At 47.8% G+C, this 17,902-nt stretch carries 15 protein-coding genes; 4 read left to right on the top strand and 11 right to left on the bottom strand.

The window, feature by feature from the left end; translation table 11 throughout:
- Positions 1-5 precede the first annotated feature (5 nt).
- From ACXAGX_RS15515 to ACXAGX_RS15505, 3 genes are read left to right on the top strand one after another with little or no spacing between them, the layout of a single operon-like run.
- Positions 6-1,043 carry an extracellular solute-binding protein gene (locus tag ACXAGX_RS15515; protein WP_474839418.1) on the top strand — a complete coding sequence of 346 codons (1,038 nt, stop codon included), beginning with the start codon at positions 6-8 and terminating at the stop codon, positions 1,041-1,043.
- The gene (locus ACXAGX_RS15510; RefSeq protein WP_474818272.1) at positions 1,040-2,560 is read left to right on the top strand and encodes an ABC transporter permease; all 1,521 of its coding nucleotides are present in this window, start codon (positions 1,040-1,042) and stop codon (positions 2,558-2,560) included. Before ACXAGX_RS15515 ends, ACXAGX_RS15510 begins: the two co-directional genes overlap by 4 nt.
- The gene (locus tag ACXAGX_RS15505; RefSeq protein WP_474818273.1) at positions 2,560-3,570 is read left to right on the top strand and encodes an ABC transporter ATP-binding protein; all 1,011 of its coding nucleotides are present in this window, start codon (positions 2,560-2,562) and stop codon (positions 3,568-3,570) included. The genes ACXAGX_RS15510 and ACXAGX_RS15505 overlap by 1 nt, the downstream gene beginning before the upstream one ends.
- A gap of 83 nt (positions 3,571-3,653) precedes the next feature.
- Here ACXAGX_RS15505 and ACXAGX_RS15500 read toward each other — a convergent pair whose 3' ends face one another.
- Together ACXAGX_RS15500 and ACXAGX_RS15495 are read right to left on the bottom strand one after the other, a co-directional pair.
- The gene (locus tag ACXAGX_RS15500) at positions 3,654-4,682 is read right to left on the bottom strand and encodes a methionine synthase (RefSeq protein WP_474818274.1); all 1,029 of its coding nucleotides are present in this window, start codon (positions 4,680-4,682) and stop codon (positions 3,654-3,656) included.
- A 24-nt stretch (positions 4,683-4,706) separates the two neighbouring features.
- Positions 4,707-5,690 carry a putative oxygenase MesX gene (locus tag ACXAGX_RS15495; RefSeq protein ID WP_070123598.1) on the bottom strand — a complete coding sequence of 328 codons (984 nt, stop codon included), beginning with the start codon at positions 5,688-5,690 and terminating at the stop codon, positions 4,707-4,709.
- Between the two features lie 349 nt (positions 5,691-6,039).
- On the opposite strand from ACXAGX_RS15495, the gene ACXAGX_RS15490 reads away from it, so the two are divergent.
- Complete coding sequence (locus ACXAGX_RS15490) at positions 6,040-8,337, top strand: FepA family TonB-dependent siderophore receptor (RefSeq protein WP_474818275.1); 2,298 nt, start codon at positions 6,040-6,042, stop codon at positions 8,335-8,337.
- Positions 8,338-8,455: 118 nt separating this feature from the next.
- Here ACXAGX_RS15490 and ACXAGX_RS15485 read toward each other — a convergent pair whose 3' ends face one another.
- From ACXAGX_RS15485 to xdhA, 9 genes are all read right to left on the bottom strand, one after another.
- Positions 8,456-9,007, bottom strand: coding sequence for a hypothetical protein (locus ACXAGX_RS15485; protein WP_474839416.1), 552 nt, complete (start codon positions 9,005-9,007; stop codon positions 8,456-8,458).
- 352 nt (positions 9,008-9,359) lie between these two features.
- Entirely contained in the window at positions 9,360-9,572 is a 213-nt protein-coding gene (gene cspE, locus ACXAGX_RS15480) for a transcription antiterminator/RNA stability regulator CspE (RefSeq protein WP_474818277.1), read from the bottom strand.
- Positions 9,573-9,877: 305 nt separating this feature from the next.
- Positions 9,878-11,113, bottom strand: a complete 1,236-nt coding sequence (locus ACXAGX_RS15475) for a urate hydroxylase PuuD (protein WP_474818278.1) — start codon at positions 11,111-11,113, stop codon at positions 9,878-9,880.
- Positions 11,114-11,116: 3 nt separating this feature from the next.
- Positions 11,117-12,433 carry a guanine deaminase gene (gene guaD / locus ACXAGX_RS15470; protein WP_474818279.1) on the bottom strand — a complete coding sequence of 439 codons (1,317 nt, stop codon included), beginning with the start codon at positions 12,431-12,433 and terminating at the stop codon, positions 11,117-11,119.
- Entirely contained in the window at positions 12,433-12,756 is a 324-nt protein-coding gene (gene uraH / locus ACXAGX_RS15465; RefSeq protein ID WP_474818281.1) for a hydroxyisourate hydrolase, read from the bottom strand. The genes guaD and uraH overlap by 1 nt, the downstream gene beginning before the upstream one ends.
- Before the next feature lie 2 nt (positions 12,757-12,758).
- Positions 12,759-13,271: a 2-oxo-4-hydroxy-4-carboxy-5-ureidoimidazoline decarboxylase gene (uraD, locus tag ACXAGX_RS15460; protein WP_474839414.1), complete on the bottom strand. Its 513-nt coding sequence runs from the start codon at positions 13,269-13,271 to the stop codon at positions 12,759-12,761.
- Positions 13,268-14,092 (bottom strand): xanthine dehydrogenase accessory protein XdhC, encoded by an 825-nt coding sequence (gene xdhC / locus ACXAGX_RS15455; RefSeq protein WP_474839412.1) that lies wholly within the window; start codon positions 14,090-14,092, stop codon positions 13,268-13,270. The genes uraD and xdhC overlap by 4 nt, the downstream gene beginning before the upstream one ends.
- Complete coding sequence (gene xdhB / locus ACXAGX_RS15450; RefSeq protein WP_474839410.1) at positions 14,089-16,446, bottom strand: xanthine dehydrogenase molybdopterin binding subunit; 2,358 nt, start codon at positions 16,444-16,446, stop codon at positions 14,089-14,091. The genes xdhC and xdhB overlap by 4 nt, the downstream gene beginning before the upstream one ends.
- Positions 16,439-17,881, bottom strand: coding sequence for a xanthine dehydrogenase small subunit (gene xdhA / locus ACXAGX_RS15445; protein WP_474839408.1), 1,443 nt, complete (start codon positions 17,879-17,881; stop codon positions 16,439-16,441). The genes xdhB and xdhA overlap by 8 nt, the downstream gene beginning before the upstream one ends.
- Positions 17,882-17,902 lie beyond the last annotated feature (21 nt).

Here is a 17,902-nt window from a genome sequence, read left to right as displayed (position 1 = left end):
TTATTATGCAACGCAGAACGTTCGTTCAGGGCTTAGGGCTGGCTGGCTTAGCTGGCGGTCTGGGGCTGTTACCGGGCATGTCCTTCGCCAATCCGGCTAATGCGGTATCCGTTGATTCACTACCCAAATTGAAAGGTGACCTCACGCTTTATCTTGGCAGAGGTGAGGGCGGACTTTACGAGAATGTGCTTGAAGCGATAAAGAAAAAGAACCCGGCATTGAATCTGCAAATTCGCCGCGGTGCAACGGCAGAGCTTGCCAATATGCTTGTCGCCGAAGCTAAAGCCGGTGTTAAACGAGCAGATTTGTTCTGGGCCGTAGATACAGGCTCCATTGGTATGATCACTAATCAAGGGTTGGCTAAGCCGCTGCCTGATGATGTGGTTAATCAATTAAAAACGGGCTTTCAGTATCCCATGTGGTCGCCAGTAACCGGGCGTATTCGCACCTTACCGTATAATACTGAGCGAGTGCGCGTAGACCAGATTCCTGACAGTGTGATGGCCCTTGCCGACACCGATCTGAAATTAGGTTGGGCGCCTGCTTATGCGTCTTTCCAGTCTTTTGTCACCGCAATGCGCATTCTTGAGGGCGAAAAAGCCACAGCCAACTGGCTGAAAGGTGTGAATAGCAAGGCGAAGAAATATGCAGGCGAACTGGGTGTGGTAATGGGCGTTGAACGCGGTGAAGTCGATTTGGGTTTTGCCAATCATTATTACACGTTGCGACTAAAAGCCGGTAAGCCAGATGCCAAGGTGGATATTGCCTATACCAAGAATGACGCCGGATGTCTGGTGAATGCCTCTGGCATTATTTCTCTCACTGAGGGTGATTTACCGATAAACTTTATTCGCTACCTGCTTACTAAGGAAGTGCAGTCTTATTTGGCAACGGAGGCTAACGAAATCCCATTGGTTGCTGGTGTTGCGCCGCCTGTTGGACTTACCCCACTGAGCAGTATTTCTCCTCCTGATTTGGATCTTCGTAAATTAGCTGATATAAGACCGACATTAGATTTGATGAGGAATGTTGGCGTTCTGTGAAAAACCTGCCTAAATCTTATCCCTTTGCAATCATCATTGCGGTGATTGCAATTTTGCCAGTTGGCGTTTTATTTAGTCTTGCCTCTGACAATACCGCCTTTTTTGATACCAGAAATATCACCGTATTGTTAAATACGTTGGCATTAATGGGACTTACAGTGCTTGGCGCGGTGCTGATTGGCGTGCCGTTGGCATTGCTCACCGCCTACGTGAACCTCCCGCTAAAGCGTTTGTGGCTGATCCTATTTGCAGCACCCCTTGCAATGCCGAGTTACCTCGGTGCATTTACCCTGTATTTTTCCTTCGGCCGCGGTGGCGAGATTGAAAGTTTAACTGGCTTAACGACGCCTTCTCTGGAAGGGGTATGGGGAGCCGGCTTGGTCATGACATTGTACACCTATCCGTTTGTGATGATGACGACCCGCTCGGCACTGCTAAGTCTGGATGCCAGTCAGATAAATGCTGCACGCACGTTAGGTTTATCATTAGCCGCGAGTATTTGGCGCATTGTATTGCCCCGGGTGGTGAACAGCATTGCCGCTGGTGCGCTGTTGGCTGCGCTTTATGCGTTATCTGATTTTGGTACGCCGGCGATCATGGGGCTGGACACATTTACCCGGGTCATCTTTGTTGAATACAATGCCTTTGGCCTTAGTCAGGCTGCCATGTTATCGCTTCAACTCATGCTTATCGTGGTATTGATTTTGTTTATTGAATCACAAATTCGAGGCGCAAAGGAGAGGCCGGGTAAGCATATTCAAATACACATGCATCCAGCGAAAAGTCTTAGTTTCGTGGGGCTGTTTTCGCCAGTTGTTCTCATGTCTTTGGTTCTGCCTTTAGGCATTTTTACCTTGTGGCTTTTGCAGGAAGGTGCCGAAGGGTTTGATATTGCCTATGCGTGGAATTCTGCCTATGCGTCTATGCTAGCCGCTGTTGTTGCTGTCATTCTGGCCATACCCGTGGCCCATGCTGCCATTGCAGGTCGTGTAGGACGGTTCTTTGAGCGCATTACTTATTTCGGGTTCGGTGTGCCCGGTATTGTCATGGGCACAGCCTTAGTATATTTAGGATTACAAATTCCGGTTCTGTATCAAACGCTGGGCTTGCTGGTGATTGCCTATGTATTGCGCTTTTTGCCGCTAGCGGTGAGTACGGTTCGTAGTACCACTGAAAATCAGGACGGTGGTCTGGTAAACGCAGCACGGGTGCTGGGCGCTTCGCCGAAAGAAGCTTTTTTTCGTGTTACCTTACCCCTTACAGCCCGCGGCATGATTGCCGGCGCCGCATTGGTGTTCCTTGAAGTTATGCGCGAATTACCGGCAACATTGATGCTAGGTCCAACCGGTTTTGAAACGCTAGCAACCTATTTGTGGCGCGTTTATGAAGCTGGCTATTTCGGTCGTGCTGCGGTGCCGGGTTTATGTTTAGTGTTCATTTCCGGGCTTGGGTTGATCCTGATGCTCACTGGCGAGCGAAAAGCAGAATTTTCAGTTAACGAGAGTCAACATTCCTGATGCTAGAAGTTAATGGTTTATCAGTCGATTATGGATCTAATCGCGTGGTCCGAAATTTAGATCTTAAGCTTAACGAAAGCGAGATCTTAATGTTAGTCGGACCTACTGGTTGCGGCAAAACAACGGTATTACAAGCGCTGGCGGGTTTGATCCCTGTTGCTGAAGGGAAAATTGCACAAGGTGGATGGATCTCCACGCCGGAAAAATCAGTCCCGCCGGAAAAACGTAATGTGGGTATGGTGTTTCAGGACTTTGCCCTTTTTCCTCATCTTACTGTAGAGCAAAATGTTCAGTTCAGATTGAAAGACAATACGCTGGCTGATCACTGGTTGGAATTACTCGGGCTCAGTGACTTCCGACAGGCTAAGCCTTCACGATTATCTGGTGGACAAAAGCAGCGGGTGGCGCTGGCCAGAACGCTGGCACATGAGCCAAGCTATGTGTTGCTCGACGAACCGCTTTCAAATTTGGATGCAGCACTAAAAGACAGCTTGCGCTGGGATATTCGCGATGCGCTTAAGAAGGCAGGTGTGCCGGCAATTTGGGTAACCCACGATCAAGACGAAGCCCTTTCGGTTGGTGACAGAGTGGGTATTTTAAATAAAGGTGTACTGGAACAACTGGAGACGCCAGAGCAGTGTTTCGAAAAGCCGGCCAGTAAATTTGTCGCCCGTTTTCTTGGCGAAGCCAGTTTTTTACAAGGCCGTATTGCAGGTAGTAACGTTGAGACAGCCATTGGCAACGCACCGGTGTATACCGCAGATAATTCTCAAGAGTTAGTGGAGTTACTGGTTAGGCCGGATGATGTGATTGTGTCGCACAGCCCAGAACATGCCAATGCCACCGTATTGCGGAGTCGTTTTGAAGGGGGCAGCCGATTACTGTTTGCTGCGCTGGATTCTGGTGAAACGGTGAGTGCCAGAGTATCTCATGAGCTTAAGGTCATGCCTGATCAGCGGGTACATTTAACGTTGCAATCTAGCCATCCATTGTCTGCATTCAGCCAATGATTTTCACTGGATAAAAGTAAATTTGGAAGCACATTTTCCGTTTCAACGCGGTCAATGTGCTTCAACTAAATCACGGGTGTAATCTAGGCTGATAACTCTTCTCTAACGATATCAGCGCCTGCTGCCAATGCTGCAAGCTTGCCTCTGGCGACTTCTCTAGACAAGGGCGCCATGCCGCAGTTGGTGCAAGGGTAGAGTTTGTCCGCATCAATGTACTTCAAGGCTTCTCGAATCGTCGCTGCAACGTCCTCGGCACTTTCTATTTCCGGGGTAGCCACATCGATAGCGCCAACCATCACTTTTTTGCCTTTGAGCAACGCAAGCACTTCAAACGGCACGCGCCCGTTATGACATTCCAATGAAATAATGTCGATGCTCGATTTTTGGATAGCAGGGAACGTTTTTTCATAGTGGCGCCATTCTTCGCCTAATGTTTTTTTCCAGTCTGTATTAGCCTTAATGCCGTAGCCATAACAAATATGCACTGCCGTTTCGCATTTTAAGCCTTCACATGCTTTTTCCAGTGCTTTGATTCCCCATTCATTAACGTCATCGAGGAACACGTTAAAAGCTGGTTCATCAAACTGAATAATATTCACGCCGGCGGCTTCAAGCTCTTTAGCTTCTTCATTCAACGCTTTTGCGAATTCAAAAGCTAACGTTTTACGGTCTTTATAATAATCGTCATAAAGGGTATCAACCATGGTCATCGGGCCGGGGAGTGCCCATTTAATTGGGCGATCGGTTTGCGCCCGCAGGAACTTAGCATCTTCAATGAACACAGGTTTCTGGCGGCTTACCGGCCCGACAATACCGGGCACGCTGGCATCGTAGCGATTGCGAATTCTCACTGTCTTTTTATTTTCAAAGTCAACGCCACTTAGGTTTTCAATAAAGGTTGTGACAAAGTGCTGTCGAGTCTGCTCTCCGTCGCTGACAATATCGATACCTGATTTTTCTTGTTCTTGCAGCGTTACCCGAAGGGCATCATTTTTACCTGCAATCAGTGCTTCTCCTTCTAGTTTCCAAGGAGACCAAAGCTGTTCAGGTTGTGCCAACCACGATGGCTTTGGCAGGCTTCCGGCGGTGGAGGTCGGGAATAATTTTGTCATTATAATACTACCTGTAGCGTAAAATCAGTATGCAGACGCAATGTCAGAGGCCCATTGCTTAAGCGTATTTTCATGTTTCTGAATGAAGTTTTCTTCGCACCATTTACCTTGCTCAATGGCGAGACGAGCGCGCTCTTCCTTGTCGTATACCACTTGCGTAACTGAGTGGTCGTGATTTCTTAAGCTGGGTTTGTATACCTCGCCAGCGACAGAATTCGTGTTGTAGATTTCTGGTCGATAAATCTTCTGGAATGTTTCCATTGTGCTAAGCGTACTGATGAGTTCCAACACGCTGTAGTCGTTCAGTAAATCGCCGAAGAAAAAGAAAGCGTAGGGCGCTGAACTATTCGCAGGCATGAAGTAACGTACTTTCATCCCCATTGTTTTGAAGTATTGCTCTGTTAAAGATGTGTCATCGGGTTTGTATTCCGTGCCTAACACAGGGTGCTTATTACTGGTTCGATGATACGTTTTGTTGTCTGAAACACTTAAACAAATGACAGGCGGTTTACTGAAGTTTTCCTCATAAGCTGAGGAATTGATAAAATCCTGAAACATTTTACCGTGCAGTTCACCGTAATTTTCCGGCACTGAGAAATGGTCTTTTCCTTCATTATGCTTGCGCAATACCACACTGAAATCGTAGTCGCGTACATAAGAAGAAAAATTGTTGCCCACAATACCTTCTATACGCTTATTCGAATAGTGATCTACGATACTGGTTTTCAACACTTCAATCGTTGGAAACGTCTCACCGTTGCCTTCAACGTCAACATCAACATGCACAATATCGAGCTCTACAGAATAACGGTCTTTTTGCGGGTTATCCCAGTTTGCCAGGCTATTAAAATTGTTATTGATCATGTTTATCGCTTTACGGAGATTCTCCTGGCGGGCTTCACCGCGGGCCAGGTTAGCAAAGTTTGTAGTAAGGCGAGTGTCGTCCGCAGGAGAGTAGTGCTCATCAAAGCGAACAGTGTTAATGGTGTAAGTGAATTTGCTACTCATAATAATCTAAAGTCCCAAGATCGAAATTAAATTGACGTTTTACGTCATGAGCTAATTCTAGGACGACTTAACTATGATGAATATTGATATTATTTAATGGTTACATGAACAACATTCATTGTTTGTGCGCGAAAAACCGAATTTTTCCGCAATTCCTTTTTACATCTTCGGCGAATTTTGCCACGGCCAGCGTTCAACTAGTCTGGTTTCCCCGGTTAATGCCTTAATCAAAAAAGAATTTCTTTTGAAGGGTGGATTCAAGATGCGACTTAAGTATAATGCGCAACACAATAAAAATAAGAACTATTATCATTCTCATAAAGTAAACATACTTAAATAGGAATCTCGCATGTTTAGAACAAACCGGAAGTTTGTCTGCACGGCAGTGTCTGCTGCTATTACCTCACTATTTTCAGTCTCGGCACTTGCACAAGAAGAGGCAGAAACGCTAGATGTCACCGTTGTTAAAGCCGCTTCAGAAGAGCTGAAGCAAGCGCAAGGTGTGTCTGTTATAACAGAAGAAGATTTCAAACGCCGTCCAGTCACCAATGATATCTCTGAAATTGTGCGTACCATGCCAGGTATTAACCTGACAGGTAACTCATCTTCAGGCCAATACGGCAATAAACGTCAGATTGATATTCGCGGAATGGGCCCGGAAAACACCTTGATTTTGATTGACGGTAAGCCAGTGTTATCCCGTAACTCAGTGAAAATGGGGCGTTCAGGTGAACGAAATACACGCGGAGACAGTAACTGGGTGCCGCCTGAAGCCATTGAAAGCATCGAAGTAATTCGTGGCCCTGCGGCGGCGCGCTATGGTTCAGGGGCGTCAGGTGGTGTGATTAACATTATCACCAAGTCGCCAGAAGTTGCTTCTACAACGGTGTCTCTGCAAACAGAAATTCCACAAAACGACTATGAAGGCGGGAACCATCGCATCAATCTGGTTAGCAGCGCGCCACTGTCTGACCGCTTTTCTCACCGCACCATTGTGAACTATAACAAGCAGGAAGCGGATGATCCGCAGTTAAACCTGGACGTTACCGATACCACGTCGGGGCGGGGTGGTGAAGCAAAAGCCGTTGGTGCAGGCCGCGAAGGTGTGGAAAATATCGACTTCCGTACCCTTGTACGCTTTCAACAAAGTCAGGAACATCGCTGGGATTTCGAGGCAGCTTTTAGTCGTCAAGGTAACGAATATGCAGGGGATAACGCGTTTCAGGGAATTCGCTACAGTGTGGATGAAAATGATAATCCAATTATTCCCACGGAAGATGAGCTTAGCGAAACGGATGCGCTGGCCCTGATTGGGGAAGAAACGCTGGTGATGTACCGCCGCACGCTAGGTATTACGCATACCGGTCAGTATGATTTCGGGGATTCGTTCAGCTACATTCAATATGAAGGCACTACAAACAGCCGTTTAGGGGAAGGTTCAGCTGGCGGTGGTGAAGGTGCCATCAACAGTTTGGATAAAACCACCATAAAACTGTCTAACATTACTGCTAAGACAGAGTGGAACGTTCCCCTTGAACTGGGTGGGTTCGCTCAAACAGCCACATTTGGTGCTGAATTTCGCGGTGAGACCCTGGACGATGCCGTGAGTAATCAGCTAACATTAAACGTAGCCGATGAAAGCGAGATCCCAGGGGCGAATGCCGATCCTGAAAGTCGTCCGTCAGAAACGGATGCCACATTGATTGGTGTTTATGTTGAAGACAACATTTTGCTTTCCGAGACAGTAACGCTGACGCCAGGCGTACGTTTTGACAACCACAGTGAAGCGGGCACTAATTTGTCACCCAGCTTGAATGCATCCTGGCAGGCAACAAAGAACATCGTTGTTCAAGGTGGTATCAGCCGTGCATTTAAAGCCCCTAATCTGTATCAGCTTAATCCAAACTACGTGTATTACACCCGAGGCGGTGGCTGCCCATTAGACTTCCCAAGCATTGGTGGTGGTTGTCATATCATTGGTAACCCAGATCTTGAACACGAAACATCGGTGAACAAAGAAATTGGTATTAACTATACCAACGAAGACGGCGTTAACGCAGGTATCACTTACTTCCACAACGATTACAAAAATCGTATTGGAACAGGTAATGTGGCGCCTGAATATGTATTACCTAGCGAAGAGGGCGGTGAATCAAATGTGCAGGTTTTCCAGTGGTACAACATTCCAGAAGCCGTGATACGGGGTTTGGAAGGTAACCTGCAGTTTAACCTTACCGACAGTATTCAATGGTCTACCAACCTTACGGTTATGCTAGAAACCAAAGACAAAGAAACCGGGGTACCGCTTTCGATCGTGCCTGATTATACCGTTAATGCCATGCTTACCTGGCAAGCTACGGAACAAATCCAGCTGGTATTGAGTGGTCAACACTACGGTAAAACGGAAAGCCCGGAACTCAGTCAGAATTCTGGTCAGGCTATTACCGGTGAAGACCGCGATGCTTACACCGTCGCAAACTTAAATGCGGTGTACCAGTTCAACGAAAATCTGAGCTTCAATTTATCGGTGAAGAATTTCATCAATACTGACGTTCGCCGTGAAGGTACACAGGCTTCCAGCGCAGGTGCAAATACCTTCAATGAACCTGGTCGCAGCTACTTGGTGTCTGCAAATTACACGTTCTAATCATGATTAATAAACTTTTTTGAGGCAAGAAATTCGCTAAGCGTTTCAGATAGAAACAGCGGCCCCATTTTTGTTTAATTAAACCATGACCCATACCGTCTGATGATGGTATGGGTTTTTAGTTTTTTGTATTAGTGTTTAACAGTGAATAGGTAATTTGTGACTGAGCTATGTCAGGATAATATTTGCGAAGTTCAGCTGTATCGCGTTCGTATTTATTATTGACGGTAACGACGAAATCAAGACAGCCGTCGACTAGGATTTCACCCAGATATTTTACATCGCCACTGGAAACGTTAAATGACGACAGGCTTTGAGGGTAATCTATGTCGAGTGAGGGATGACGCTGTTCGAACCAGAAGTTGTAGCTTCCTGACGGCAACGCAATAAGCTGCAGTAAACCGCGAGACTCCGGGAAGTCCTTTTCTATAAACCGGTTCGTAACCAGGAATTGTGATTTTGCATTATTGACGCTCTGTTCAGCATTCAGCTCTTTAAGAGCTAAGTAAACATTATGAACCGTGCACTCCTGCACCGAGCCTGTAGAAAAATAGACCACACCACCATTTGAGAGTGCACTGCTACTGATTTCTGGTCTGAAATGCGGTGCAGTACAACCTGCAATAGCTAAACTAAGAAGGGAAACGCTGAGAGCACGGTAAAACATCATAATAAATTTCAATCTAAAAGCCGGTATCAGGTGGTTTTTAACGTTACCCGAGTCAGATTACAAGAAAATTGTAAAATTACCCTACCACCCTTGTCAGGCCTTTACAGCAGGCGCCTGTCGTTTGAATATCATCGTTAGGTTGGTTCCAGGTATTTTTAACGTTATCTAATACATAGAATAACTACCTAGAAGAAATATAAGATTGTAAAGAGAACTTAAATTTACTACAGCGAATGTTCTTTCAAACGAAAGGGAGAGTTTTAGCTTTCTGTGGAGGGCTGAATTGCCCTAAAGAACATTTCTGGAGAATATATTTTAGAAAAGGACCGGGCGGCCCTTTTCCATAGGTCGATTACGCAGGAACTACGTTGCTCGCCTGAGGTCCTTTCTGGCCTTGCTCAATAACAAATGCTACCTGCTGGCCTTCAGAAAGAGACTTATAACCTTCTGACACGATAGAGCGGAAGTGAACGAATACGTCCTTGCCACCGTCTTCTGGAGTGATAAAACCGAAACCTTTATCTTCGTTGAACCACTTTACTGTACCGTTTACTGAATTAGACATATTTAATACCTTTAATTTATTTTAGTGATGAAAAGTCTCATCGGAAATACCATAGAAATTAAGACAAACCATTAACCATTAGAGCCAATGTTAAATCGAGTTCATCTTGAAAATATATTAAAGAGGAAAAGGAGGTGCATCGAACAGTAGTAGATAAAGCCGCTTTTTCTAAAGCAAGACAAGAGTACGCTGGTTTAATTTAAATGTATACTTTTATTTTAATTTATTTTTAACATTTATGAATTGAGACAGAAAATTACCGGTACATAAACGTCTAACTGCCTTTTGCACCGGTAAACCATTTTTTATTTTTTCGTGCTTTGATGATACCAGTTTGCGATGGCCTGACGCTCTTCTTCTGTCATGCCGGTTTTGTTTAAAAACGGCATATCTTTGGTTACCGCAGCACGTTGATATATCTGTGGTGCGTAACGCTGAATGTCCGCCCAGTTATCGAACTTCACACCGAGGGGAGCCACTTTAAATATATCGTCTGTAGGTGTCGAAGAATGGCAACTTGTGCAGTGTTTATCAATGAGCGACACGATTTGTGCATTGCCATCCTGATGAAGCGTATCCGAAGTGTTTTCCTGCGATGATTGTGCCGTCGGGCTTATCGGGCTTTTGGCCGTGCTTGTTGTGACAGGCATCGATACCCAGATGGCTAACAACAACATACCGATAGCGCCAGTAATTAAGATAGAAGGCTTTTTAACATCCTGGTGTTTGAGGTTGAAAAAGTGACGTATCCAGGCAGATAGCGCCATAATCGCAATCAGTACCAACCAGTTTTGGGGATGTTGGTAGGTCATCGGGTAATGGTTGCTTATCATGATGAACAGCAATGGCAGCGTAAGGTAATTGTTGTGCACTGAACGCAGCTTAGCGCTTGCGCCCCAGGCGGGGTCAATATCACCTTTATTGGCAACAGCAGCAACCATCTTTCGTTGATTCGGCATAATGTTCAGAAACACATTCGCAACCATGATGGTGCCTACCAGTGCCCCCACGTGAATGTACGCGCCCCGGCCACTGAATAATGTGCTGGTTAACCAACTGGTAAAGCATAGTAGGGAAATTAAAAAGATTGCAAAGGCCTTCGGGGATTTCGCCAATGGGCTTCTACAGGCTAATTCATAAATCGCCAGGCCACCAAAAATTACGCCGAGGCCAGACAAAATTGCACTTAGTGGTGTAAGTGCATTTACTGAAGGATCAATGAGATAAGCGGATGCGCCGAAATAATAAACAATAATCAATAGTGCGAAGCCGCTTAACCAGGTGGTGTACGCCTCCCATTTAAACCAGTGCAGCGTGGTGGGCATGGTTTCAGGGCCGTAGGCGTATTTAGCGACCTCGTAGAAACCGCCACCATGTATGGCCCATAAGTCGCCTTTAATGCCTTTCTTCTGTTTCCACTCTGGCGGTGTACGCAGGCTGTTATCCAGCCAGATAAAATAAAATGATGCGCCAATCCAGGCGACACCGGCGATTACGTGAAACCAGCGTACGAATAGCGAGAGCCAGTCGAGTCCCTGCATGGTTTAAATCTCCTGTTTTTTGTATTGGGGTGACCCGGCAATCCAGGTTTCCACAATGGTACGATCGTCACCCAGCATACTCAGTGCAAACAGCATTTCTTCGGCTGTATCACGGTTATTCAGGCGGTGTTCGGTGAGTTCGTCAAAGGCTGGCTCTACAATAATAAAATCAGCGAAGGTGCCGGGATTCAGGTTACCAATTTCGGCGCTAAGTTTGTGCGCATGGGCTGCGCCCTGCGTCATTAGGTACAAGCCTTCAATGGGCGACAGCGCAGTTTGTTGCAGTTGACACACTTTATAGCCTTCACCATAAGTACGAAACATATTGAAGGTGGTGCCCGCACCGACATCGGTGGCCAGTGTAACCGGCACTTTAAGCGTGCGAGCTTTATTCATATCAAACAAGCCACTGCCTAGGAACAAGTTTGAAGTGGGACAAAACGCAATCGTCGCCTTGGCGTCAGCCATGCGTTGCCATTCGCTATCGGTAAGGTGAACACAGTGACCAAATACCGCACGTTCCCGCACCAGACCATAGTGGTCGTATACATCCAGGTAACCATCCCGTTCGGGAAACAATTGCTTCACCCAGTCGATTTCTTTTTGATTTTCACTTAGGTGGGTTTGAATGAATACGTCCGGGTGTTCATTCGCCAATTTCCCCAGAGCAGTCAATTGTTCGCGACTGCTAGTTGGCGCAAAACGAGGCGTAATAGCATAAAGGTTGCGGCCCTTTCCGTGCCATCTTTCAATGAGCGCCTTGCTGTCGGCATAGGAGGTTTCAGGCGTATCGATGAGTCCGTCTGGACAATGCTGATCCATACACACTTTACCAGTAACTATGGCCATGTTCTTGTTGCTAGCCGCTTCGAACAATGCGTCAACCGACTCGGCGTGTACGGTGGGGTACACTAATCCCGTGGTGGTGCCATTTTTAAAAAGCTGACGCAAAAACACCTCTGCCATGGCTGCGGCATATTCCCTATCGCTGAACTTCTTCTCGGTGGGAAAGGTGTAATTTTCAAGCCAGCTTAACAATTGCTCGCCATAGCACGCTAACATCTCGGTTTGCGGAAAATGCAGGTGGCTGTCAATGAGTCCTGGCATGATCCAGCGATGCTTATGATCGTGGATTACGGCTTCAGGGTAATCATCGCGGATGTCACCAAAATTACCGATAGCGAGAATTTTCTCGCCCTGAACGGCCAGACCACCATCGGCGTAGCATTGTAAATCCTGTTGAGGGGTGTCGGTAGCTTGCGGGAAATGCAGTATTTTGGCCCGGAAAAGGATTATCTTATGTTGCAACGGTTCGCTCACTAACTACCCCGGTAACTGCTAAAGCCAAATGGAGATATCAACAGTGGCACATGATAGTGGCCGCCGTCTTCGGTCATCACAAAAGTAATATCGACAAAGGGGTAGAAACTGTCTCCATGATGAGCAAGAAGATAAGCTTCACAGTGGAATCTAAGTTGATAGGTGCCCGCCGTAAAACTCACGTCGCCCCAGGTTTTGCAGCGGCCATCGTCGTCTGTTTTACCTTCTGCGGTGGTGCCATCTGGGAAGGTAAGTGTGAGCGGTAATGCACTGGCCGGTTTACCGGATGTGGTGTCGAGTACATGACTGGATAAAGAAATCATAGTTATCCTTCCGAATTCATTGCTTTGGAAATACGTAAACAGGTGATTTTTATTTGCTCTGCTGCAGCGTTTTCCATTTCTTGCGCGGTGGTATTACTTAAACGCGTCTCCAGTGCTTTCAGCATGGTTTCTGCTGATAATCCGGTAGCGCAGATAATAAAAATAAAACCATGTTTTTCACGGTAAGCCAGATTTTTCTCACGTAAGGCAAGGAGCGTGGCTTCACTGGCTTCAGCGGTGCCAGACTGTTCACCCGCGGCCAATGTGCGGGTATTGGCAAACTTGCTCCGCAAACTGTCCAAATCGCCAATCATTGGGTGGGCGGTGAAAGCTTCCAGGTAGTCGTCTTTTTCCATGCCTGACCAAACGCGGTTAGCATGGCTGAGTATTTCTTCCTCATTTTTATAGGGCCGGTCGTCGGTCATCATGGTGGCCCAGCGCTGAGCGGCACAGGTTTGGGTAAACCAGCTTTTTGCATCTTGCCAGGGCAGGGCGTTGAGTGCTTTCACATTCATACTATCGCTGTGTCCTTGGTAATGGTTCGGTTAATTGCTTCGTCCGGGGTGTTTAAACGCGCAATAATTTGAGCGCTGATCGAAACAGCCACTTCTATAGGCTTCTTGCCGGGAATAGACAGATTGCCCACCGGCGTCACCAGCGGCTGCTGAGCGGCATCATCGAAGCCGCGATGGGCAAGACGGGTACGAAAGCGCTTGGCTTTTGTATCTGAACCAATCATGCCGACGTAAGGAAACCGTCCCGCTTTTAGAGCGGTTTCTGCCAATGTAAAATCAAGTTGGTGGTCGTGGGTGAGAATAAGCACCCAGCTGTTTGCTGGCAACAAGGCCAGTTCTCCTTGCGGCTGTTCATCGACAATCGTGGACACACCCTGCGGAATATTTATCGCACTGAAAACCGCATCACGGCTATCAATCCATCGAATGCTTAGTGGCAATTGCGCAAGAATGGATACCAGTGCTTGCGCCACATGACCAGCACCAAAAATTGCCAGCGTTTGGCAGTGACTGGTTTTAATTTCAAACAGCACTTTTACTGCGCCGCCGCAACACTGACCCAGCTTGCTGGAGAGCGGATATGATTCGATATGCTGAGACGTATTGCTTTCTGCAAGGAAAGCGCGGGCTTTGTTCACCACATCGAACTCCAGATGACCGCCGCCGATAGTGTCGTATTGACTGTCGCCGGTGATCACCATCTTAGCGCCTTGTTCCCGAGGTACGGAGCCCGCCGCGCTAAGCACGGTAACTAACACGTAGGCTTCGCTATGTTGATGGCAATAGCCAATGGCTTCAAACCAGGTACGAGGGCGCATCATGCTGCATCACTCTCGCTCTTTGCCTGCATAGCCATGACTGCATCAAGCACTTTCTCAGGCGTGGCAGGGGTAGGCAGATACGGATCGGTTTGGTAGTCATTGAGGCTGGCAATCGCATCTTTAAGTGCACACCATACCGATATCGCCAGCATGAACGGGGGTTCACCCACTGCTTTTGAGTGGTAAATGCTGTCTTCATCGTTGGGGCGACGATACAGGTTCACTTTCATCTCTGCAGGGGTATCGCCAATGGCAGGAATTTTATAGGTAGCCATGTTGTTGGAGGTAAGGCGGCCGCGGTCGTCCCACTTCAGTTCTTCACTGGTGAGCCAACCCATGCCCTGTATAAAGCCGCCCTCAATCTGGCCAACATCAATAGCCGGATTAAGACTGGCTCCTACATCGTGCAGAATATCCACCTTTTCTACTTTGTATTCCCCTGTGAGGGTATCTATTGACACCTCTGAGGCCGCAACGCCATAAGCGAAGTAAAAGAAGGGGCGGCCGGTGCCGGTTTCACGGTCGTAGTAGATTTTCGGCGTTCGATAGTAACCAGTGCTCGACAGTGAAATGCGTCCCAGATACGCCGCTTGGATCAGCGCTGGGAAGTCGATAGTGTGTTCGCCAATGGTCAGCTGATAATTTTCGAACTTCGCGCCTTCTGGCGACACGCCACACTCCGCCGCCCAGAAGTCAATTAAACGTTCTTTCAACGTAATACAGGCATTTTGTACGGCTTTACCGTTCAAGTCGGTGCCCGAAGATGCGGCTGTGGGCGAGGTATTAGGCACCTTGTCTGTGCGGGTAGAGGTAACTTCGATGTCAGCAGTATCGACACCGAATTCATGGGCGGCAATTTGGGCGATTTTCGTATGCAAACCCTGACCCATTTCTGTGCCACCGTGATTCACCTGAATACTGCCGTCGGTATAAATATGAACTAATGCACCGGCCTGGTTAAGGTGTTTGGCAGTAAACGAAATGCCAAATTTAACCGGTGTCATCGCTAAGCCTTTTTTGATGACAGGGCTGGATTTATTGAAGGCGGTTATCGCTTCACGGCGCTGCCAGTAATCCGCGCTGGCCTCTAATTTACTGATCATGTCGGGTAGCAGATTAAAACCCACATCCATGCCATAAGGGGTAGTATTGCCGGTGGTTTCTCCGTATAAATTGCGCTTACGGATGGTCAGTGGATCTTCGCCTAGCTTACGGGCGATGCCGTCCATCATGGCTTCCGCGACGATCATGCCCTGAGGGCCACCGAATCCGCGGTAAGCTGTGTGAGAAACATAGGACGTTTTTAGACGGTGGCCGACAACATGGCTGTCGCCAAGAAAATAACCGTTATCCACATGGAACATGGCGCGATCGACAATGGCGTCAGATAAATCTGCACTGTAGCCACAGTTTCCGTTTACGGTGATGTCTGCGCCCTGAATCATGCCGTTTTCATCAAACCCAATTCGCCAGCTATTTTCAAATGGGTGACGCTTGCCGGTGACCGACATATCTAAAGAGCGGGGCAAACGACACTTCACTGCCAAACCATTACGTTGCGCCAAAACGGCGGCAATACAGGCCCATTGCGCTGCCTGGCTTTCTTTACCGCCAAAGCCGCCTCCCATGCGTCGCATGTCAACGGTAACCCGGTGTAACTTCGTACCCAACACCTCTGCCACCAGTTTCTGTACTTCGCTGGGGTGCTGGCTTGAGGTGTAAATCATCATGCGATCTTCTTCTTCAGGAATTGCCATAGATACCTGACCTTCGAGATACATGTGCTCCTGACCGCCAACAAACAATGAGCCTGATAGCTGATGGGCTGCCCTGTTAACCGTTAAAATTGCACTTTCATTGCCAATAACATGGGTAGGACGCACAAAGGACTGCTTCGCCAATGCGTCACCGACAGTGAGGGTAGGAGAGCCATCGCTAACCGTAATAACACCTTTTGCAGCTGCTGAGCGTGCTTGTTCCGTGGTGCTTGCCAATACCGCATAAACGGGCTGGCCATAAAATAAAATCTCTTCATCAGCCAGTACCGGGTCGCCATCAAAAACGGGCGCGATATCGGTATGACCGGGAATGTCGCGGATGGTGATAACGTCAATAACCCCGTCACTTTCGCGCACAGCGTCAAGATTGATAGATACAATCCTACCGGCAGCACATTCGCTCGTGCCAAGCGCGACATAGCCAATATTGGCGGGTTCTGGCATATCGTCGACATAACGCGCTTGCCCGCTAACCTGACGAACCGCACTTTCGTGTGACTTATCTTTCCCAAGGGGACTATTTTGCTGACGGGTTGGATGGTCGATACCGGGTAAGGTTTGGACAAGTTTACGCATGGGTCACCACCCGTGTTTCAATAGCGTTGTTAGCTTGGTTTTCTAGCCAGAATCGATGCCACAAATTCCCTAAAACCTGTTTTCGGTAGGCGGCGGTTGCGCGAACATCATCGATGGGGCTGAACGCGTCGGTGAGAATTTGCTTACCGGTTGTCTTGCATGCAGCGTCCTGCCAGTTTTGGTTGGTTAACGCCTGTTCTAACGGCGCACAATGTACAGGGGTGGCTGCCACGCCACCAAAGCCTGTGCTTACCTTCGATACCACACCATCTTCAATTACAACGTTAAAAATCGCCAGTACCGCAGAAATATCATCTTCCATGCGCTTAGAAATTTTATAGGCGGCTAAATGCTGGTTGGCTACGGGCAATGGGAAAGTGACTCGGTTAATCCATTCGCCTGCTTTGAGCGCAGTTTTCCGGTAACCGAGGAAAAAATCCTTCGCAGCAATCATGCGCTCGGCGATGCCATCATCGACAATGATTTGCGCGTTTAATGCCAGCAACAGCGGTGGCGTATCCCCGATAGGCGAGGCGTTAGCCACGTTGCCGCCCAAGGTCGCTTGATTACGCACCGGCAGCGATGCAAACCGGGTGAACAATTCCTTCAGTGATGGATAAAACTGAATGAGAGTTTCCATTGCCTGGCTTAGCGGCACCGCGGCACCGATATGAATGCCCTGGTCATCGGAAGCAATGGTTTTAAGCGCTGCCATTTGCGAAAGACTAATCAGGCATTCGAAATGGATATTCTTCTGCGTAATTTCTAATGCCAGATCGGTGCTGCCGGCCACGAGAGGTGCATCAGGGTTTGCAGCAATGGCGGCTTTTAGGGCTACGCGGGTAGCAGGCATGAGTAATTTTGCGTTAACCGCCGGAGTGCTTTGCTGCGCTAACGCAGCCAGCTTTTCCAATGTTTGCGATTGTTGGGCATCAAATTTGTCGTCGGTTTTATCTGCACACGCCGATAGCGCAGCATCAATAATGGGCCGATAGCCCGTACACCGGCAAAGGTTACCCGAAAGGGCATCAACGACCTCTTCCCGATGAGGGTTACTCGCATTGTGATAAAGGGCGAATGCTGACATAACGAAACCCGGCGTACAGAAGCCGCACTGGGAACCATGATGCTCGACCATTGAGGCCTGAACCGGGTGCAGTGCTTGTTTGTCGGCAAGATCCTCAACAGTGATAAGTTGTTTACCCTGCAAAGACGAGAGCAGAGCAATACAGCTATTTATCGTAGTGTAGGACAGTGAGTTCCCTTCATCGTTTGGTGCTGCAACAACCACTGTGCAGGCACCGCAATCACCAGCAGCGCACCCTTCTTTAGTACCGGTTTTACGCTGACGTTCCCTTAAGAAACGCAACACAGTCATATTTGGGTCGTTGACCTGTAGTTCGACAGGTTCATTGTTCAACAGAAAACGGACCATACCGAACTCCATGTATTTTTA

It is taken from the genome of Alteromonas sp. ABV4_515, from assembly GCF_056160345.1.
This window is presented reverse-complemented; position numbering and strand designations above follow the sequence as displayed.